The sequence below is a fragment of the Larkinella ripae genome, assembly GCF_054780775.1.
In genome coordinates, this window is sequence record NZ_BAAGVR010000033.1 from 157,305 (window position 1) to 177,685 (window position 20,381).

Sequence of the window (20,381 nt, forward strand, 5' to 3'; positions counted from 1 at the left end):
TTCACTCATTCAAAATTCTAAAAACAACATGAAAACTATTCAAGGCCCGGCCGTCTTTTTGGCCCAGTTCTTAGGGGATACCGAACCGTTTAATTCGCTGGAGTCGGTTGCCAGATACATGGCTGATCTGGGCTACAAAGGCATCCAGATTCCGACCTGGGATCCGCGGATGATCGATCTGAAGCAAGCCGCCGAAAGCGCCGACTATTGCGACGATCTGAAAGGCAAACTGAAAGACATTGGTGTGGAAATCACCGAGCTTTCGACCCACTTACAGGGCCAGCTCGTGGCGGTTCACCCGGCATACGGCGAAATGTTCAACGGATTTGGTCCGGCCGAACTGGCGGGCAAACCGAAGGAGCAGCAGGAGTGGGCCACGCAGCAACTCCTGTGGGCGGCCAAAGCCAGCCAGAACCTCGGTCTGACCTCGCACGTAACGTTCTCCGGCGCCCTGCTGTGGCCCTATGTCTACCCCTGGCCGCAACGTCCGGCGGGGCTGGTCACCACGGCGTTTCAGGAGCTGGCCAAACGCTGGACGCCGATTCTGAACGCGTTCGACGAAGCCGGTGTTGATGTCGGCTATGAGCTGCACCCCGGCGAGGATCTGCACGATGGGATTACGTTCGAGATGTTCCTCGACCACGTTAATGGCCACCCGCGCGCCGGAATCAACTACGATCCGAGCCACTTTGTCCTGCAGCAACTCGACTATCTGCAATTCATCGACTTTTACCACGACCGGATTTACGCCTTCCACGTGAAAGATGCCGAGTTTAACCCCACGGGCAAACAGGGCGTCTACGGTGGTTACCAGGGCTGGGTGGAGCGCGCTGGCCGGTTCCGTTCGCTGGGCGACGGGCAGGTCGATTTTGCCGGTATTTTCAGCAAACTGTCACAGTATGATTACGACGGCTGGGCGGTTCTGGAGTGGGAGTGTGCCATCAAACACCCCGAGCAGGGCGCGGCTGAAGGCGCACCGTTTATCGAAAACCACATCATTCGCGTGACCGAGCGGGCGTTTGATGACTTCGCGGGGACGGGTGCTGATGAAGAATTCAACAAGCGCGTACTGGGCTTGTAAGAAGGCTTGAAAAGGGTTACGGCAAAGGGCTGGAAGGCGGTTTTTTGCGGTAACCCTTTTTGTTTTCAAAAACCGGAACCGGTTTTCGGCAGTTTAAAGGACAAGAGAGACCGTTCGTCAAAAACCGCATGAACGGATCATTCACTCCACTAATTTTTGTTGGTGGTTAGACACCTTTAAACGCTTATACCAATGGCAGGTCAAGGATCGGGCGGTAATGTTCTGGCAGCCCTCTGTAGTTTTTTCATTCCCGGTTTGGGTCAATTGCTGCAAGGCCGCTTGCTGATGGCGATTATCCATTTCGTACTGGCCGGGATTCTCTGGTTTTTTCTGCTCGGCTGGCTCATTCACCTGTGGTCCATCATCGATGCCGCCCGGTTTAATCCGGGTAGTTAGAGCATCACCATTCAATCCCCTCTTCCCGAAGCAGTTCGGTCAGGGTCAGGACGCAATCATCCAAAACCGGTATGGTTACATCCCAGTTGTGCGTAGTCCAGTCTGCCGTTCGGCTGGCGATCAACACCTTTTGGGGTTGAGTCGTAATCCAGATTACTTTCTCAACGCCGAATCGTCATGGTATTTGCTGGCAAAGGTAGAATCAATACTACTAATTTTAAGCCATTTTTTCAAGATCTCGTTATATTTGAAAAACCATAACGAGCTTTCATGCGTCCCTGGCTATTTGCCTTCTTTTTACTAGTCACTTTTTCGGTATCGGCCCAGAAAATCCGGGTGGCTGTGGCCGCCAATGCGCAGTTTGTGATGGAAAAGCTAAAAACCGGTTTTGAAAAAAAAACCGGTCTGGAACTGGAAGCCATCGTAAACTCGTCGGGGAAGCTGACCGCCCAGATTCAGAACGGAGCGCCATTCGATGTGTTTATGTCAGCCGATATGGACTACCCGGAAGCGGTTTTTAAAGCCGGGCTGGCCCAAACCAAACCGAAAGTGTATGCGCTCGGCGTGCTGGTGCTCTGGACCCGTCCCGACATCGACCCGGCGCCGGGATTGCCGGTGTTGAACGATCCGCGCATCCAAAAAATTGCCGTAGCCAACCCCAAAACCGCCCCCTATGGCACCGTTGCCGTGGACGTGCTGACGGCCCGGAAGCTACTGCCTGACCTACAGCCCAAACTCGTGTACGGCGAAAGCATCGCACAAGTCAACCAATACCTGGTTTCGGGCGCCGTCGAAGCCGGTTTTACGGCCAAGTCGGTCGTGCTGGAACCGTCATTGCGGGGAAAAGGACGCTGGGTGGAGGTGCCGGGTGCCAGGCCCATTGCGCAGGGCGTCGTGCTGCTGAAAGGGGCGAAAACCGGCTCCCAAACGTTCTACGATTATTTATTTTCGTCCGAAGCGCAGGGCATTTTTCGCCAATTCGGCTATCAATTGCCGGCCCGCCGATGAATCATTTTGACTGGCAACCGCTCGTGCTGACGCTCCGCCTGGCCACCATTACCACCGGGCTACTGTGTTTGGTCGGTATTCCGCTGGCGGGCTGGCTGGCGTTCACGCGGTTTCGGTTCAAACCGGCGGTCGAAGCCGTAATCAGCCTGCCGCTGGTTCTGCCGCCTTCCGTTCTCGGCTTTTATTTTCTGCTGACCTTCAGTCCGACCGGTTTTCTGGGAGAACGGCTGCTGGCGTGGTTCGATTTTCGTCTGTTATTTACCTTCGAAGGTCTGGTCGTTGCGTCCATTTTTTACAGTCTGCCGTTCATGGTGCATCCGGTTCAGGCGGGTCTGGAGAACCTGCCGGTTTCGTTCCGCGAAGTCGCTTATACGTTGGGAAAGTCGCGACGGGAAACGTTTTTCCGGGTGTTGTTGCCCAACATCAAACCGTCGTTACTGACGGGCGTTGTGTTGTCGTTTGCCCATACGATTGGGGAGTTCGGTCTGGTACTGATGATTGGCGGGAATCTGCCCGGAGAAACCCGCGTGGCTTCCGTAGCGATCTACGATGAGGTGGAATTGTTGCATTACGATGCGGCCAATGCCTACGCCCTGTTGCTGTTGGCGGTCTCCTTTGGTATTTTGCTGGCGGTTTATGCCATCAACAAACGGTGGGTGATCTTCTGATTTCATGATTCAATTACGCGCCCGGACGAACCTGCTGTTTGCCAGCGGTCCGGCCCCCCTCGATGTTGACATTTCGCTGGCGACCGGCAGCCTGACCGGTTTATATGGTCCGTCCGGTTCGGGCAAGACCAGCCTGCTGCGCATCCTGGCGGGGCTGATGGTGCCGGAGGAAGGACTCATCCGGGTCGAAGACCGGATTTGGCTCGATACCGGGCAGCGAATCAACCTGCCAACGCAGCGCCGGAAAGTCGGTATGGTTTTCCAGGATTCGGCTTTGTTTCCAAATATGAGTGTCCGACAAAATGTTGAATTTGCCGCCGAAAACCGCCGGGACCCGTTAATCGACGAATTGCTGGAGCGGGTTGGTTTAACGAAGCTGGCCGATCGACAACCGGCTAGCCTGTCGGGCGGGCAGCGGCAACGGGTGGCCCTGGTCCGGGCGCTGGCGCGTCGGCCACAGCTGTTGCTGCTGGATGAGCCCTTCTCGGCCCTGGACCGGGAAACCCGCGATCAATTGCTGGCCGAATTGCTGAGCCTGCACCAGCGGTTTGGTACCACCACGGTTCTGGTGAGCCACCAACAGGAAGAAATTCTGCGGGTGGCCGATCAGCTTCTGGAACTGAAGCAGGGAAAGGCCTTTTGGGTGGAGATCGGGCCCGGACAAAAAACGCTTCCGGAAGTAACGGGCCAGATTACGGCGGTTCAGCTGGAGTCGGGGCAGGCCCGGATTGAAATTCGGCTGCACGAAACGACGGTGACGCTGGAGATGCCCGTGCATCAGGTCAGGTGGCAGGTGGGCGACCCGATTACCCTTCCTGTATCCCCGCCCGTGTAAGCCGAAGAAGGGCGAGTTGTTGGGGCATGAAAAAGAAAAATCCCCGAAGGTTCGGGGATTTTTGCTACCATTTTTCTCTGTCCTACCTACCTTACCCGGTTAGGAGTAAGGCTCAAAAAAGATCAGTATAACCATTTCATACGACTGTTCCGACCAAAGGTGGCAGTTGAGTGAAACATCTATACTGGACTTTCCAGTTGATCACTTATTTGCAAGCGAAATTTTAAATATGGTTGATTTCTTGGAATCAATACGAAAAGCATTCAAAATGGCGAAATGAAACACCATCTCAAATGAAAATTGGCGTGGATGAACGGTCGAATGCGAAAACACCAGCAAATCAGCGTCGCTGCTGGCTCGAATGGAGCAGTGATGCGGGGAAATCCATTAAGTTCATACACGTTTGGCACTCAATTAACGCCTAAAGGTAGGCATTCTGTCTGGTAAATGCAAGTCAAATCAGTTTTTAAAATAATTTAAGATAGCGCTTTCGAATTTATTTGTTATGATCATTTTTTCTTATTTGATGAAAAGCAAGCGATTTATCGTAAATAAGCGTCGGTTCAATCATTATGTAGAAACGATTCTCGAATTACTATGACAATTCAAACAATCGATACCGGTTTTTTTAAACTGGACGGGGGCGCCATGTTTGGCGTGGTGCCCAAGTCGCTCTGGAGCAGGCAGAATCCGGCTGATGACCGCAACCTGTGCACCTGGGCAATGCGTTGCCTGTTGATCGAGGACAAAAACCGCCTGCTGCTGGTGGATACGGGAATGGGAACCAAACAGGATGAGCGGTTTTTCAGTTTTTATGATCCGCACGGCGATGCTTCGCTGCTGAAATCCATTCGTCAGGCGGGGTATTCAGAGAAAGACATTACGGATGTGCTGCTGACTCACCTGCATTTTGATCATGTGGGCGGGGCGGTACGGCGGGAAGCGGAGCGTTTGGTGCCTACTTTTCCCGCAGCAATCTATTGGAGCCACAGCGCGCACTGGCAGTGGGCCATTCATCCGAATGCCCGCGAAAAGGCCTCCTTTCTGAACGAAAATATCGAGCCGTTGCAGCAGAGTGGACAGTTGCGGTTTCTGGATCAGCAACCGTTTCCGTTTCCCGAAATTGAGCTGCTTCAGGTAGACGGGCACACCGAAAAAATGACGCTCCCGGTTTTTCGGAGTAACGGACGCACGGTCGCATTTGTTGCCGACCTGATTCCGTCGGCGGGGCACATTGCCTTACCGTGGATCATGAGTTATGACGTGCGGCCGTTGCTGACCATGGAAGAAAAGGCACACTTGTTGCAACAGGCAGCCGCCGAAAACTGGATTCTGGTTTTTGAACACGACCCGGTTGTTGAAGCGGCCACTGTCGAGATGACGGAAAAAGGCGTTCGGATTCGCGACAAAGGACCGTTGGCGTCGTTCTTATAAAAAGTAAAAACGTTTTGTATGTTAAAATTTGGCCTGGTGCTTTCCGGGGGCGGAGCGCGTGGAATTGCGCATTTGGGGGTTCTGAAAGGGTTGCTGGAAGAAGGCTTTTCGTTTCAGCAAATCGCGGGAACGAGCGCGGGAGCCATTGCCGGTGCTTTGTTTGCCAACGGTTACACGCCCGACGAAATCCTGAAAATCATTGAAACCACCCCATTTTACCGGCACGTCCGGCCGGCTTTTACCCGGATGGGCTTGTTGCGACTCGACAAAGCAGAAGGATTTTACCGCACATTTCTGCCGCACGACAGCTTCGAAGCGCTGCCGATTCCGATGCATGTGGTGGCGACGGATCTGACCGAGGGCTGCATGACGGTTTTTGATACGGGCGAGATTGTGCGGCCTGTCCTGGCGTCGTGTTGCTTGCCCGGAATTTTTGAGCCCTACCTGATCAATAAACGGCAATACGTTGACGGGGCGGTTTTGAATAACATGCCCGTGGAAGTCATTGAGCAAAAGGTGGATGTGATGGTCGGGGTTCACTGCAATCCCTTTGCGACGCAAAAACCGATAACCTCCATCAAGGGCGTGATTGAACGCAGCCTAATTCTGGCGGTTCGCAGCAAAACCCGGGAGCGGCTGGCCAAATGCCATTTGCTAATCGAGCCGCCGGAACTAACCCGGTTCGATGTTTTCGACTGGCGACGCGCCCGCGAGCTATTCCAGATAGGATACCACTATACCCAGTCGATAAAACCACAGTTAATCAAAACACTTGAGTCGGCTTTCTAAAACGGTCTAGCAAATAAAGTGCGAGATTTTGGTGATTGTACACTCATAACAAATGTGATTAAGTGGTTCGGAATAGAAAATAGTTTGTGGAGATACGGTAGAATGTATTCCAGAAAATGGAACGAAAATAGGTCAATATATTGACTCAAAACCGTCTTTAATAGTTGAGTTAATTGTGTCTGTTATCGGGCTTTTTGCGGGCGAATTGATCTGATAAATACTCATGTATTTTAAAATGAGTCTCTTCGTTCTCCTCAATTTTGAGTGTTTACACGGGTAAAATGCACTTTCTCGCCGGTTTTGCCGCCTTCTATTGCTACCAACTTTGCCATCTATAGGAAATTCAAAATCAGATTATAACGATCGTTTACTAGAAAAAGACAATCCGGATAAAAAAATCGAATTTAACTGCACAAATAATTTCCTGTTTCTTCTCCTAGTTTTCCGGAAAAAGCAGATTAAAAAGCACTAGTTTTTTGTTCATTACTTAAAAATAGCAAAAATATTTTCATGTCTGTTAATTATGGCATACACTTTGGTGCATAAATCAGCTGAAACTAAATTATAGTTTCTAAAGTATATTTGAATGTAAATACGGTTTTTTGCCGGTTTATAAATTCTTTGCTTGGTATACAAACGCGGTTTTTATTTTCCCTACTTCAATTTTTCTACTATGAAAAAAAATGTACTGACCCTGTTGTGTTTGTTTATTTCAGTACTTGTTTTTGCCCAAACCGAACAGCGGATCCGGTTTGTCTCCGTAACACCGAGTGAAGAAACCGGTCAGGATTATTCGCCCTGGCTGAACGATAATACGGACAGCCTGGTGGCGCAGGCCTGGACCAACAACTTTAAATGGGTTGATGTCACCTTGAAGCTGGAAAAGAAAGCGATCCTGAGCCGACTGTCGCTTTACGATGGCGAAGGATGGTTTACGGATCAGCCAGCTTCCATTTACGCCGTCAACGGTACGGAAAAAATTCTGCTGGGGACGTTTGAAGGGCCAACGTACATGACCTGGATCGACCTCCCGCTGGCTCAGCCGGTTTATGCCGACGCCATTGTAATTCACAAATACAGCAACAACATTCCGCAAAAAATCAAAGCCTTCGGACAACCGGTGACTGCTTTGCCGGCTTTTACGCCCGTTCCGGCCAAGGTGCAGGCCGAAAGCTATGCGAACATGAGCGGCATCCAGACCGAAAATACCGCCGACGTGGGCGGTGGTCAGAATGTGGGCTGGATTGATGACAACGACTGGATGGATTATAACATCAAAGTTGCTTCGGCCGGTGCGTATACCTTTAAATTCCGGGTTGCCAACGGCTGGGGGAACGGGCAGATCGAACTTAAATCATTCAATGGGGCGGTTTTGAACTCGATCAGCGTACCACAAACGGGTGGTATGCAGGGCTGGCAAACGATTACCACCACGGGCTATCTTAATGCCGGGGAGCAGATTTTGCGGGTGCGGGCCGTTGCCGGGAACTGGAATTTCAACTGGTTCGAGGTGGTGGCAGCGACGCCGGTGCCGGGCAAAATTGAAGCGGAAAACTACGCCGGCATGAACGGAATCCAAACCGAAACGACCTCAGATACCGGGGGCGGGCTGAGCGTGGGCTGGATCAACGATAACGACTGGCTGGATTACAACCTCAAAGTGCCAACGGCGGGTACCTACGCCTTTAAATTTCGGGTGGCCAAACAATGGGGCGAAGGAAAGATTGAACTCAGAAATACGGCCGGGGCGGTTTTGACCACGGTCGAGGTACCCATCACGGGCGGCTGGCAGAGCTGGACCACGGTGAGCGGGACCGCCACCTTACCGGCGGGCAGCCAGGTTTTGCGGGTACATGCCGTGAAAGGCGACTGGAATTTTAACTGGCTCGATGTGCAGTCGACCGCGCCGACTGCGGTGTCTTCGGTAATTACGTTTGCCGCTTTGCCGGACAAAACCGTGGGCGATGCGCCGTTCAATCTGGTCGCCAGCAGCACCAATACCGAAACCGCTATCACCTTTGCTTCGTCCAACACAGCGGTGGCTTCGGTTTCCAATTCGACCGGTTCCTGGAAAGCGACGGTTGTGGGACCCGGTTCGGCAACGATCACCGCTTCCCAAACCGGAAATGCCAATTTTACGGCAGCTCCGTCGGTCGCCCGAACCCTGACGGTTCTTCCGGCGCAGACCCCTCCAACACCCCCAACCTCTTCAACGGCCATCAAAATTCCGATTGAGGCCAAACGCTGGTATCAGCTCAATAACGTTAATAACGGGCTGGAAGGCTTGTTCGACGGAAATTTGCAGGCCGAAGTCAATACCGGTTATGGGAAAGTGCTGAGCAATTTTGATGCGTATTATCCGTTGCTTCCGGGCGAAACGATGACCATTGAGAGCATTAAATTCTTCGACGGTCCCGGTACGATGGCCGACAATCCAGTGACCTTGTCGATCATCACCGATCAGTGGCAGGTGATCCCGATTGCGACTTTTACCGGACAGGAATACAACGGCTGGGTGGGGCCGTATCCCAACCGCTCGACCACCGGCGACGCCAAATTCAAGCTGGACCTTCCCATCAGCAATGCCCGGTATCTGGTGCTGAATGCGTGGTGGGGATACCCGACCGAAATGGAACTCTACGGCAGCTACACCCCGACGACCGTGCCGACGACGCCGGTTCCGCAGAAATCCATTCAACTGAAAAGCATGTTTGGCGCGAATGCATTTGAGTGGGATTTTATCGATGGCCGGATTCCGGATGTGATCGACGAAACGCGCATGAAAGCCGTTAAAACGTTCCGGGGAATTCGTCACTACATTGACTGGGAAAAGCTGGAAGCCAACGAAGGCAAATTTACGTACAACCCGACCCACAGCGGAGGCTGGAATTACGATGCCATTTATGAACGCAGCAAAGCCGAAGGCATTGAAATACTGGCCTGTCTGAAAACTCTGCCGGCCTGGATGCTGGCAACTTATCCGGCCGATCAGCGGGATTCGGAAAATGTGCCGCTTCGGTACGGCAGCGATTTTACGCAACCGATTTCCTACATCGATCAGGCCCGGGTTGCGTTCCAGTACATCGCCCGCTATGGGTACAACACGAACGTTAATCCGGCTCTGGTGAGCGTAAACAGCGCCCAGCGCTGGACCGGCGATGGCATCAACACCGTGAAAATTGGGTTGGGAATGATCAAATACATTGAGTGCGACAACGAACGGGATAAGTGGTGGAAAGGCCGGAAAGGCTACCAAACCGCCCGCGAGTATGCCGCTAACCTGTCGGCTTTCTACGACGGCCATAAAAACACCATGGGGCCGGGCGTGGGGGTAAAAAATGCCGATCCGAACGTGAAAGTCGTCATTGGGGGCATGGCCTCGGCCTATGCCGGACCCGACTACCTGCGGGGCATGATCGATTGGTGCAAGCAACACCGGGGCTACAAACCGGATGGCTCGGTCAACCTGTGCTGGGATGTGATCAATTACCATTTGTACCCCGATAATTCCAACTCGTCGCAGAGTGGTTTGTCGAGCCGGGGAGCTGCGCCCGAAATTTCGTCCGCCGTCAATGTGGTGAAGCAGTTTGTGGAAGCCGCGCACAAATATTCGTACGACATGCCGGTTTGGGTGACCGAAACTGGATACGATGCCAACCAGGGCAGTCCGCTGAAAGCCATTCCAATTGGCAACAAAAATGAATACCAGACGCAGGCCGACTGGATTTTGCGAACGGCCTTGTTTTATGCGCGTTCGGGCGTCGAGCGGATTTTCTTCTACCAGATGTATGACGATAACTTCCTGAATCCGACGCAGTTTGGCTCATCGGGCCTGATTAACCAGGACTTTACCCGTAAACCGGCCGCCGACTTCATTTACCAGGCGAACAAGCTGTTGGGCGAGTATACCTATAAACAAACGATCAGTACGAATCCGATTGTTGACCGCTATGAATACCAGGGCAAATCGGCTTATGTGCTGGTGGTGCCCGATGAAGTAGGCCGGACGGCGCAGTACACGCTGGATCTGGGCTCGGCAAGTTTCGCGAAGGTGTATACGCCGAAGGTTGCCAGTGACACCGCCGACGTTCAGAAACGGAATACATCGGCGGGAAAATTGACCCTGACGGTGACGGAAACGCCAATTTTTGTGATCGCTTCCGATCAGGTGGTTACTTCCGCTACATCGACCACGGCTACCGCGCGTCTTGGCTCCGCTGAATTGACGGGGAAATCGCTGCACGAAACGGTTCGGGTGTATCCCAATCCGTCCATCGATCAGGTGACGATCGATCTGGACAATGAAAGCAACCAGCCGCTGGAAATTAACCTTTTCAACGGGAGTCTGGGCACTCTGCACAAGCAGATGAACGCGGAAAAACCGTCCTCGAATTACTCGGGAAAAATCAACATTTCAACGTTGCCGGCCGGGATGTATATTCTGGAGGTTAAACAGGGCAACGACCGGGCTTTCCGCAAAATCGTAAAAGCCGATAAATAAAAGGAAGCTGTCATAAAAAGGGCGGTAATCTTATGATTACCGCCCTTTTTATTTTGAGTACCAGGCCTGATTTAAAACATTAAATCATAATTGTATTTGATCTGCCGGTAGAGGGCGCGACCCCAAATGACGAAAAAGTTGGTATTGTCATGGCGCCAGTTACTCCGCGTTACCGTGCTGGGTTCATCTTCAGAATTCTTCTGCTCAAACATGGCTTTAAAATCCGTCAGGAATATCCCTTTTCCTTTATTTTTAATAAAAGAAAGGCACATTTTATACTCGGTTTTGTCGGATTTAATGCCTTCGACATACCGCCCGAATTTGTCCAGAAAGGAACTTCTCCGTAAGTGTGGATGGTCGCTGTAGTAATAAATTTTGGTGTAATCGCTGTACCAGGGTTTGTACAACATCCTCGAAAAACCGTCTTTATACGGTTCCAAGTAGGGATAGGGAAAGTAGGCATAAAACCGGACGATGTCCAGCTCCTTTTCCCGATTCATCATTTCTAGGGCCTTTTTAAAATAGCCTGCAAAAGCCGGTTTTGGAATAAAATCTTCCTGGACATACAGCGTGTACGGCGTTTTAATCGCTTCCTGCCCTTTGTTGATGTTGTTGGCTAACCCTTTGTTTTGATGCGTTGTAATCAGACGAAATGAATACTGTTTTTTCATTTCACGGATCGCGTTCAGGTGTTCCGGTTTGCTGCCGTCATCCGATACGACAATGTCGTCGAACGAACAGTTCAAATCTTTAAACGCTTTTAATAACCGCTCCAGCGAACTGCTGCGGTTATAGTGCGTTATCAATACGGTGACATCCTGAAAATGTGCTGAGGAGGTGTCCATTTTTAAAAAGAAAAGCAATTCAATTGGATCGAACTAGAAAGATTAGTCTTTCAGCAAGGCTAGCTCAAAGGTGTTTTTAAGAAGCCGGTATTTTAAATACCACCAACGGGCAAAAAGAAAAGCCGGATTGGTACTTTCCCGCCAGCTGGCCCGGTAAAACGTACTGGGTTCAGCACTGGAGTTCTTCTGATCAAATACCGTCGTAAACTCATTGAAAAGCAAGGCTTTTCCTTTTTTCTGAATCACCGAAAGACACATCCGGAATTCGGTCACGTTTACATCTTTGCCCTCGACATACCGACCAAATTTTTGCAGAAAATTGCTTCGTCGTAAGTGCGGATGATCGCTGTATACGTAGAATTTTAAATGATTGGCATTCCACGGCCACGGTTTATAAATCATTCTTGAAAAACCTTTGCCGTACGGCTCCAAATAAGGGTAGGGGAAATAGGCATAGAACCGAATCAGATCCAGGTCTTTCTCCTGATTCATGATGGACAACGCGTCCTTAAAATGGGTGGCAAACGCAGGCTGAGGCACAAAATCCTCCTGGACATACAGCGTATACGGTGTCTTGACCGCATCCTGCCCTTTGTTGATGTTATTTCCTAACCCTTTGTTTTTTGGTGTTGTAACCAGTTGAAAGTTATACTTTTTTGTTAGGGCTCTCAACGCGTTTTGGTGCTCGGGTTTGCTTCCGTCGTCCGAAACCACGATGCCGTCGAAAGAGCAGTTTAATTCCGTAAACGTTCGCAACAAACGCTCCAGCGAACCGCTTCGGTTGTAATGCGTAACCAGTAAGGTCACACCCGGAAAATGGTTTTCCATACGTTGAGTAAATTAAAGTCGTTTAGTCCTATCCTAGTTTTCCGAATTAGCGCAGAAGCAGTACCTGACCGGTTTTTACATAATCCCTTCCTTCCGGGTTCAACCCGGGGGATCGGTACGTTATTTTCCACGGGTAAATACCTTCCATACACGGTTTACCTAAATACATGCCATCCCACCGGGGTCCGTTGGTGTCGGTCATAAAAATGACACTTCCCCAGCGATTAAAAATGCGCAGTTCGAAGGTGATGTTTTCACCGTGATAGACCGTCAACTGATCATTTATCCCATCCCTGTTCGGTGTGAAGGAATCGGGGATATCGATCCGGGAACCGCTGCACTCGTCCGGATTTCGAATCGAAATCGTTACGGTATTGGAAATCGAACGGCACTGCGTATTCTGTTCCGAGATGGTGTTTGGAAATTGCGTACAGACCAGCCGGTAATAGCGATTCTCCGCATAATTGACTTGAACCCAATACGATTCACTGGTCGCGTTGGCAATCGCCCGCCAGCTAAAACCATCGGTACTTTCCTGCCACTGATAAACCGGCCGGTCATAACCGGAACCCAGATTCGACCGGATCAGGTGTTTGCTGTTGGCACATACGGTCAGGGTTGAGTCGTCGGTTTCATTATACGCAATCGAAAGCACCGGATGGCATGGACGGAATTGAATATCATCCAGCGCCAGGTCATTCCCACACCCACCCGGACCGTTATTAATCAGTTTAATCACCACCGTATTGCCATCATCCGGCATGGTAAACAGCACCGAATACCGGATCCAGGTTGGTGTGTTGGTACGCGGGATTGATCCCGTATTCAACGTTTGAATGCTGCTTCCGTTGGCCCGTTCAATCTTCATTGTAATGTTTGGATCAAGCGGAACGGACTCAATCGGATTGCAGCCATTGGCGGCAATCGGGTTCATTAAATTCAGGACCCAAACTGAAAACTCGTACGTGATGCCGTTGCACAGTCCCGGCACAGACTGGCTATAAAACTGACCGGTTTCGAACGACGCATTGACGAGAAACATCGCGCCATTGACGTCACCCTCCGTATGATCTTCCGGTACGGTATGCCAGGTCGAACCGAAACAATGCGTCGAATTCGCCAGGATGTATTCACCATCGGTAGGGCAACGATCCGACCTGAACTGATACGTGGTTTTGCCCGGTTCCAGGGGTGTCAACACATCCGTACCAAATGTTTCATTAACGATCGCTTCGCCCAGAATTCCCGTACAGGATTGCGCAAAAACCGCAGCCGGGGAGCCCACGTACAAGACCGGCATCAGTACGATGTTGACGAGTAAAAAGATTCTTGCCAATACCGGAAACGGAGCAGCCATGCGCATGAAAGCGAATCAGGAAGGGGTGGAGCCGGACGCTGAAAACGAAAGTCCCAGACCACGAATAGCCTGCCAGACGCGCGTCGTAAACGCTTTGCCCAGACTGCCATCGGCCAGCAAACGCCGGTCGCTCGTCCAGACCCGCGCTGCGGGGTCCGTCACCCGAACCGTACGGCCTTTGCCTTCCTGTTCCAGCGAGAGCGACATCCAGCCATCTTCGCACTTGCCGGAGGGTGGAGGCTTGATGCCCGCAGCCACCAGTTCGGCCACCGAACCTTCGCGGCCGCTGTCGAGCGCAAAACCGCCTACGGCCAGGGCATCAGCGCGCCGGAAGGCAAAGTTGAACCCATACACATTCATGAACTGATAATTGCGGTTGCGGATGTGGTTGACCAGCTGGGCGGTTTTTTCGTAGCCCAGCAGCGCCAGCCGCGACGAATTCTGGCTGGGCAAAAACGAGTATAAACCGTACGTGCAGGCAACCTGTGGGTCCTTCAGTGGTTTGGTGATGGTTTCCACCCAGCCCGCCGGATACAGGCAGTCGGCATCGGCGTTGGCCATGTACGTACCCCGGGCCGCTTCCAAACCCGCCTGACGGGCAAAAGCAACACCGGGCCGGCGCTCGAAAATAGAACGCACCCCGCATTTATCGAGTAAGTCCTGCGTGCGGTCGGCCGAATTGTTGTTGACAACCAGCAATTCCGTTGGTCGGGAAAGCCGTTGATCGGCCAGCGATGACAGCGTATGCAGTAAATTAGCTTCTTCGTTATAGGCCGGAATAACGATGGAAATTTCCGGTTTTTCCGTGTTAAACTGGGCCAGTCGGGCGCGTAAATCATGAAGCTGCCCAGCAGCCACACTTTTGGGGTTGTAAACAAATGAATGTTTCGCCAGCCAGTCGGGTAAAAGGAGGTTGCTCACGGCTTAAAAGGGCTGAGTTTCTGACTTATTGTGGTAACAATTTCATGCGACATTCCCCGTTTTTGACGGTGATTACACCCGACCAGGAACGGCTTTTCGATCGCGCATAAAAACTATACGTTCCGTCCGTACTCTGGAACGTAACGTACCCATCCAAACCGCAGGTAGTGGGTGTGCCCGTGGCCTGAAAGGTGTTGATAACACCCTGCATGGCATTGGCTACGTACACTTCAATATCGGAGCCATCGCCCCGGCTATTCGTCCAGAACATTACGCTGCCAGACGTGGAGATTCCGGAGATGGTCACGCTTTTAGAAACTTCGTCGGTGCTATTGCCGTTTTTGGCAATCAAGCGGGCCGAAATAATCCCATTGGCTTTGAACTCGACGATTGGATTTGCATCGGTTGAAGCTTGTCCGTCACCAAATTCCCATTGATACCGGTCGGCATTCACGGACTTATTGGTGAATTGAACGCGATTGATCGAGCCGCTCACGAAAGCGAAGTCGAAACCGGCCGTTACGTATTTAACCAGGCCGCCAATTTCGGTGCTGATGGAAACCTGATCTTCGCCAACGCTGTTTTTCGCCGTCAAAACAATGGTGTACGTTCCGTCGGATTTGTACTCAATCTCGGGCGCTTCTTCCGTAGAAGCCCGCCCATCACCAAAGGTCCACTGGTACCGGGTTGCATTGAGGGATTTGTTGGTAATTTTTATTTTTCCGGGTGATCCGCTCACTTGTTCAATGGAAAAATCGGCTACCGGCCGTGGCGTAATGGTAGGCTGGCAACCGCTTATAAAGGCAACGAGTGCAATCAGTTGGAGGATTTTATGGAGCGGATACGTGGATTTATTTCTCATGACACCAAGCGTCGGTATTGAATCGAAAATTAATGCTGAATACTTCTGGATAAGGATTCTTTTTGATTCTTATTGGAAACGAAAAATCCTTTATTAAACCGCATTTCTATGTTTTGATAAGTCCATTTCGATACCACGTAAATGAGGTAATAATTGACAAATACCAGGTACACGTACGCAGAAGGAGGTAACTTTAGTAGGCGAATGAAAATGACATTGAACAAACTCAGAATAAGGGTATGCGTCATGTAAATGGAATAGCTATACGTTCCGATGTTTTTTAATAGCGTGGATTTCTTTAACTGATCAGAAATGATGCCACGTTCAAACGAAAAGATCAGAATGCAACAGAAAAAAATTCCTTCGTAAACGTAGCCGATGCTTTTTAAAACCGGTCCATTAGCGATCATGAACAGCAGGATAAGTAAAGAGGTAATTTCGAGAATTGTGAAATAGGACGACTTTGCTTTTCCGAGTAACGGGTAGATTTTACTGAACACAAAAAAGCAGACGGATCCCGTGAAAAAACCGATCAAACCGCGTAAAAAACCGTAGTCAAAACTGTAGTTCAGCTCCGTTCGGCCAGTGATGCCGATGAGAATCAGCAGGGCCAGAACGGGCAGGTTTCCGAATACAATGAATTTGATGGATTGATAACCCGCCTTAAAAATGGCGACCAGAACGCCCCCAAAAACCACGTAAGAGATCATTTCCGCACTGATCGACCAACTCGGAATGTTCCAGCTTACATCAGAAATGCCGGGGAATTTAACCGAGTTGAGCAGAAACAGCGATGTGAAAAAGGTAAGAATGTTATTGTTTTCGTTGAATGGCTGGTTAATATGGATGTAACTGGCGAAATACAGCTTGATGTTTTCAATTATTACGAAACAGAACAGTAAAATAAAGTGCAGCGGATAAATCCGTAATAACCGCTTCTTAATGAATAATCCAAATTCAGCCGCATCGCGCATTTTGGGATAACTATACGTGATGACAAAACCACTTAATACAAAAAAGAAATCAACAAACATGTCGGAGTTATCGACAAAGCGATTGTTCAGCAGGGGAGTGGCGGCAAAGGGCGATAAATGAAACAAAACCACCATCGAAGCGAAAATGCCCCGAAAGATATCAAGAACCTGAAACCGGTGTTTTATAGGTTGCTCTTGCGACATTACAACGATTGTCTAAAGGTTCTGATTTCAGGAAGTGACACTTTGTATTTCAACGTGAGGGCCAAATAAATAAAGCCTCCGATGGTGATTTCCGCGATGGTGTTGAAAACACCGGCGTACCCGACCAGCTCCTTGTACGCAAAAATGGTAACCACCATGAGCAGACAAAAACTAAGTGGTTTGAGGATGTTCGCCAGGAATTCTTTAAAGAAATTTCCGATCAGGGCGTGGGCCACATAAAAGTTGAGGATCAGACTAATAAAGGTGGTCGTTAAGTAGGACAAGGCAATGCCGGTAACCTGCCAGTATTTTCCGAAGAAATACAGGAGCGGGACCTTAACTACCAGAGTGACTACGTTGATGTAAAACAGTAAGTTGGGTTTGCCTTTGGTAAACGCCAGCGTAAACAGTGGGTGAGCCAGACAACCAAAAAAACTTTGCAAAATAAAAATTTTAATAAGGGGAATGGTGCTATCCCAACCAGGACCATAAAACAACGGTACTACACTTTCAGCCGTAATAAATAAACCGGCAAGGAGCGGTACATTTAAATAGCTGATGATGTCCAGAATCTTGATGTATGAATTTCGTAATTCCAGGTCATTGCCTTTCATCTTGGCCAAAACCGGGTAGGCAACCTGCAAAATAATGGGGTTCAGTTTATTAATCGGAAAAACCGCTAATTGATAGGCGATGGTGTAATAACCGAGGGGCGTAACGCCGAGCAGGCTGCCAACAATAATGTTGTCCACGTTGCCCTGAATAAAATTAATTAAGCCATCGCCCACATTAAATAACCCAAACCGGAGGTGATCTTTAATGAGGCTGATGTTAAAATACAAAGCCGGTTTAAAATATTTGAGACCCAGCAGAATCGATAAAACGGTGCGGACCACGTGCATGATCAGATAACCCATCACCAAGGAGGTTTCGGCGTAGCCATTATACGCCATTCCGATGGCGATGGCGGTGCCGACAACGGTGCCAATTATTTCGACAATGGCGACTGATTTAAACTGTAATTCCTTTTGCAGAATAAACAGGAAAATCTGACCGATGTAATTGATAATAAAATAGAAAGAAGCCAGTTTGATTACTTTGTCCAGTCGTGGTTCGTTGTAAAACGAAACAACCAGGGGCGAACTGAAATAGACGATCAGGAAGAACGTTCCGCCCAGCATCAAGCCCAGAAAATAAAGGGTTGAAAGCACTTTTGGGTCGCTTTCCTGCTTCGAAATGATGGAGTTGGAGAAGCCTAAATTGCTGAAAATAAAGAAAAAGTTAATGATCAGTGTGCTGACGCTGACAACTCCAAAAACGGAGGGGTCCAGCAGCCGGGCCAGAATCGAAACCTGCAGAAACTGGAATACCGTCGAAATTACGGTTGAAATCGTAATCCATTTTCCGCCACTGATGGCCTGTTGTTTCGTGCTCATGAGGCTGCGGGTCTGCTACGCTATTTTTCCGTATTGAAGAGTCCGTTGGTTTTCCAGCGAACGCAACGTCCGCTGCACTTCGACGGAGTGTTCAGGTTGCATCGGCCGTTGCTGGGCGTCAATTTTACTCGGAGCATCGATGTAGCTGCCGTCAACCCGGTTCAGGACCGTAACCACCGAATGCGTGGCGATTTTCAGGTACATCTCCAACACTTTACGCTCCGTTCGGGCCCAGATGCTGTTGACATCGGTTACCAGAACCGAAACCGAGCAGTGATTGATCAGGTAAACCGGGATCGGACTGCTGATCAGGGGCGGTATTTCCAGAATGATCCGGTCGAACTGGGACGCATCGAATTTGGTGGTTTCGTCAAACAGAAAGTCAATTTCTGTCACGTTCATCAAATCCGACCGGCGCGTGTACGGAAAAAACGTGATGCCGTCCTGCTCCACTTTCTCCTGTTCGTCGGTCAGGCGCGGGTAACAATACGCCACCTGCTGACCCGCTTCGGCATACATCCGGCCCAGGCTGTTGGCCACCCAGGTTTTACCCTGTTTCGACCGGACGCTGAACACAGCGATGATGGGGGGGAAGGGCCGGGTGGCGCTGGCTTTGACCAGTTCAAAGTTGATGGCATTGCACAACTGCTCGAACATGCTCAAGGCCGTCCGGCCGGCTTTGGAGTCGATGGTGAATTTTTTGACCTTTGGGAAAACAGCCGCTACCGGTCGGCCAATCAACGCTTCGGCCTGCTCCGGTGAACTGATCCGGCGGTCGATCCAGAAGCGAATAGCCGTCAGCATCATCGCGATAAACAAGCCAACGCCAAAACCGAGGGCCACAAACAGCCAGCGTTTCGACTGCGCTTCGTACGGAAAATTCGGGGCATCCAAAACCGTCAGCGCACCATCGACCGCAATGTCCTGGCGGTGCGTAATCGCCTGATTCAGGTACTGAACCGAGGCCAGATATTCTTTTTCGGCCAGTTCCAGATCCCGGTTAAGCTGACGAAGCTGCGACTCCAGCGGGCTGTATTCTTCGGTTTTGGTCTGGTATTCGTTCATCCGCGATTTGTAGACGTCGAGTCGCGCCGATGATTCTTCAAAGTCGATTACTTTTTCCAGCCATTCGTTCAGCAGGGTGCGTTGCGGAATGGATTCCGGGGAGTTTTCGGCCGTCGAGTAATTCCGGGCGGTAGCTTTCAGAGCTTCCGAAGCCTGATTGACCCGCGTTTGCAGGCGGGTGATAACCGTTTGCGGTTGTCCGTAGGCCTGCGCATTCACCAGCTGATTCTGGGCTTCGGCCAGATCCGCCTGTTTGGCTTTCAGTTCGCCGTTGGTAGCCAGCAAAACGCCCTGCTGCCCCATGCGTTTGCTCAGGGCATCCATTGCGGCTTTGGTCGCCCGGTTTTGCATCACCTCCTTGTTGTAATCGCCGGAAAAAAGCTCCCGCGATGCGGCAATGTTTTTCGATTCTTCCTCAAAATTAAGCACTTTATGCTGCACATTGAAGGCGCGGAGCTTGTTTTCAGCTTCGTCGAGCTTCTTCTTCGATTCCTGCGATTTGCCTTCGTAGTAGGTCACCACCGAGTTTGTTTCGGCGGTTTTCAGAGTCGTATACCGTTTGTTCAGGATTGAAATGGCGTGACTGAGCGTTTGCTGGGCTACCGCCGGATCATCGGATTCGTATTCCATGTCCAGCATGTCGCTGGGGCTTCGGCGGGTGGCTTTCAGCTTTTTGCCCATCACCCGAACCGAGCAGTAGGCGTCCGATTTCAGCAGGAGGTGTTGAACCGGATTGTCAGTAATGGAGCGGGACAGGCTGTCGATCCGGGTGTATAACTGAGCCGGATTGGCATTCTGAATCAACGAACGGCGCAGATTCTCCGGAATGGCCAGGCGAAGTTGCTGAAAAGCGGGTGCCGACAGGATTTTTCCATCCGGTTTTTCGAGGGGCAGGTGCTTCACCAGCAAATCCACCCCGATCTGCCGGAGCGTTTCCTGTGAATTGAGCGTTGTTAGCAGGTTTTCAAAAGCAGCCGCCGAGTGATCGATAAAACCAGCCTGCTGGTCCGAAAGCAGCGAATAGCCCGAAGCCAGCCCCGTGTAAAGCGTCGCCTGTGATTTATAAACGCGGGGTTCATCCTTGGTTAAAAAATACACCGTCCCGGCCGTCAGAACGGGGATCAGAATAAACCAGAGCGCATGCTGTTTGATGAGACGCAAAAATACCCGGGGTGTC

At 50.6% G+C, this 20,381-nt stretch carries 16 protein-coding genes; 8 read left to right on the plus strand and 8 right to left on the minus strand.

What is annotated here, in order from left to right:
* The first annotated feature begins 28 nt into the window (after positions 1-28).
* From ACYVHX_RS29035 to ACYVHX_RS29070, 8 genes are all read left to right on the plus strand, one after another.
* Positions 29-1,081, plus strand: a complete 1,053-nt coding sequence (locus ACYVHX_RS29035) for a sugar phosphate isomerase/epimerase family protein (RefSeq protein WP_460675227.1) — start codon at positions 29-31, stop codon at positions 1,079-1,081.
* A 192-nt stretch (positions 1,082-1,273) separates the two neighbouring features.
* Entirely contained in the window at positions 1,274-1,477 is a 204-nt protein-coding gene (locus tag ACYVHX_RS29040; RefSeq protein ID WP_460675228.1) for a hypothetical protein, read from the plus strand.
* 270 nt (positions 1,478-1,747) lie between these two features.
* Positions 1,748-2,485 (plus strand): molybdate ABC transporter substrate-binding protein, encoded by a 738-nt coding sequence (gene modA, locus ACYVHX_RS29045; RefSeq protein ID WP_460675229.1) that lies wholly within the window; start codon positions 1,748-1,750, stop codon positions 2,483-2,485.
* A complete protein-coding gene (gene modB, locus ACYVHX_RS29050) occupies positions 2,482-3,153 on the plus strand; it encodes a molybdate ABC transporter permease subunit (protein WP_460675230.1) in 672 nt (223 codons plus the stop codon). The genes modA and modB overlap by 4 nt, the downstream gene beginning before the upstream one ends.
* Positions 3,154-3,157: 4 nt before the next feature.
* Positions 3,158-3,988 (plus strand): sulfate/molybdate ABC transporter ATP-binding protein, encoded by an 831-nt coding sequence (locus ACYVHX_RS29055; RefSeq protein WP_460675231.1) that lies wholly within the window; start codon positions 3,158-3,160, stop codon positions 3,986-3,988.
* Positions 3,989-4,585: 597 nt separating this feature from the next.
* Complete coding sequence (locus ACYVHX_RS29060) at positions 4,586-5,422, plus strand: MBL fold metallo-hydrolase (RefSeq protein WP_460675232.1); 837 nt, start codon at positions 4,586-4,588, stop codon at positions 5,420-5,422.
* 18 nt (positions 5,423-5,440) lie between these two features.
* A complete protein-coding gene (locus ACYVHX_RS29065; RefSeq protein ID WP_460675233.1) occupies positions 5,441-6,211 on the plus strand; it encodes a patatin-like phospholipase family protein in 771 nt (256 codons plus the stop codon).
* A 673-nt stretch (positions 6,212-6,884) separates the two neighbouring features.
* Positions 6,885-10,712: a carbohydrate-binding protein gene (locus ACYVHX_RS29070; protein ID WP_460675234.1), complete on the plus strand. Its 3,828-nt coding sequence runs from the start codon at positions 6,885-6,887 to the stop codon at positions 10,710-10,712.
* Between the two features lie 71 nt (positions 10,713-10,783).
* Here the strand turns inward: ACYVHX_RS29070 and ACYVHX_RS29075 are convergent, their stop codons facing one another.
* Genes ACYVHX_RS29075 through ACYVHX_RS29110 form a run of 8 tightly spaced genes read right to left on the minus strand, consistent with a single transcriptional unit; the run spans position 10,784 to position 20,365 of the window.
* Positions 10,784-11,557, minus strand: a complete 774-nt coding sequence (locus ACYVHX_RS29075) for a glycosyltransferase family 2 protein (protein WP_460675235.1) — start codon at positions 11,555-11,557, stop codon at positions 10,784-10,786.
* A gap of 42 nt (positions 11,558-11,599) precedes the next feature.
* The gene (locus ACYVHX_RS29080; protein WP_460675236.1) at positions 11,600-12,385 is read right to left on the minus strand and encodes a glycosyltransferase; all 786 of its coding nucleotides are present in this window, start codon (positions 12,383-12,385) and stop codon (positions 11,600-11,602) included.
* A 46-nt stretch (positions 12,386-12,431) separates the two neighbouring features.
* Positions 12,432-13,748, minus strand: coding sequence for a T9SS type B sorting domain-containing protein (locus ACYVHX_RS29085; protein ID WP_460675237.1), 1,317 nt, complete (start codon positions 13,746-13,748; stop codon positions 12,432-12,434).
* A gap of 9 nt (positions 13,749-13,757) precedes the next feature.
* Positions 13,758-14,663, minus strand: coding sequence for a glycosyltransferase family 2 protein (locus ACYVHX_RS29090; protein ID WP_460675238.1), 906 nt, complete (start codon positions 14,661-14,663; stop codon positions 13,758-13,760).
* 25 nt (positions 14,664-14,688) lie between these two features.
* A complete protein-coding gene (locus ACYVHX_RS29095; protein WP_460675239.1) occupies positions 14,689-15,525 on the minus strand; it encodes a PKD domain-containing protein in 837 nt (278 codons plus the stop codon).
* 29 nt (positions 15,526-15,554) lie between these two features.
* Complete coding sequence (locus tag ACYVHX_RS29100) at positions 15,555-16,703, minus strand: acyltransferase family protein (RefSeq protein ID WP_460675240.1); 1,149 nt, start codon at positions 16,701-16,703, stop codon at positions 15,555-15,557.
* On the minus strand, positions 16,703-18,139 hold the full coding sequence (locus tag ACYVHX_RS29105; protein ID WP_460675241.1) for an MOP flippase family protein: 1,437 nt from the start codon (positions 18,137-18,139) through the stop codon (positions 16,703-16,705). Before ACYVHX_RS29105 ends, ACYVHX_RS29100 begins: the two co-directional genes overlap by 1 nt.
* A 15-nt stretch (positions 18,140-18,154) precedes the next feature.
* Positions 18,155-20,365 carry a GumC family protein gene (locus ACYVHX_RS29110; RefSeq protein ID WP_460675242.1) on the minus strand — a complete coding sequence of 737 codons (2,211 nt, stop codon included), beginning with the start codon at positions 20,363-20,365 and terminating at the stop codon, positions 18,155-18,157.
* Positions 20,366-20,381 lie beyond the last annotated feature (16 nt).

Excerpts from the sequence above, each read along its gene's own strand:
- ACYVHX_RS29095 (WP_460675239.1), bottom strand. The coding sequence starts at position 15,525 with ATGAGAAATAAATCCACGTATCCGCTCCATAAAATCCTCCAACTGATT.
- ACYVHX_RS29060 (WP_460675232.1), top strand. The coding sequence starts at position 4,586 with ATGACAATTCAAACAATCGATACCGGTTTTTTTAAACTGGACGGGGGC.
- ACYVHX_RS29065 (WP_460675233.1), top strand. The coding sequence starts at position 5,441 with ATGTTAAAATTTGGCCTGGTGCTTTCCGGGGGCGGAGCGCGTGGAATT.
- ACYVHX_RS29055 (WP_460675231.1), top strand. The coding sequence starts at position 3,158 with ATGATTCAATTACGCGCCCGGACGAACCTGCTGTTTGCCAGCGGTCCG.
- ACYVHX_RS29085 (WP_460675237.1), bottom strand. The coding sequence starts at position 13,748 with ATGCGCATGGCTGCTCCGTTTCCGGTATTGGCAAGAATCTTTTTACTC.
- ACYVHX_RS29075 (WP_460675235.1), bottom strand. The coding sequence starts at position 11,557 with ATGGACACCTCCTCAGCACATTTTCAGGATGTCACCGTATTGATAACG.
- ACYVHX_RS29040 (WP_460675228.1), top strand. The coding sequence starts at position 1,274 with ATGGCAGGTCAAGGATCGGGCGGTAATGTTCTGGCAGCCCTCTGTAGT.
- ACYVHX_RS29070 (WP_460675234.1), top strand. The coding sequence starts at position 6,885 with ATGAAAAAAAATGTACTGACCCTGTTGTGTTTGTTTATTTCAGTACTT.
- modA (WP_460675229.1), top strand. The coding sequence starts at position 1,748 with ATGCGTCCCTGGCTATTTGCCTTCTTTTTACTAGTCACTTTTTCGGTA.
- ACYVHX_RS29105 (WP_460675241.1), bottom strand. The coding sequence starts at position 18,139 with ATGAGCACGAAACAACAGGCCATCAGTGGCGGAAAATGGATTACGATT.
- modB (WP_460675230.1), top strand. The coding sequence starts at position 2,482 with ATGAATCATTTTGACTGGCAACCGCTCGTGCTGACGCTCCGCCTGGCC.
- ACYVHX_RS29035 (WP_460675227.1), top strand. The coding sequence starts at position 29 with ATGAAAACTATTCAAGGCCCGGCCGTCTTTTTGGCCCAGTTCTTAGGG.
- ACYVHX_RS29080 (WP_460675236.1), bottom strand. The coding sequence starts at position 12,385 with ATGGAAAACCATTTTCCGGGTGTGACCTTACTGGTTACGCATTACAAC.
- ACYVHX_RS29100 (WP_460675240.1), bottom strand. The coding sequence starts at position 16,703 with ATGTCGCAAGAGCAACCTATAAAACACCGGTTTCAGGTTCTTGATATC.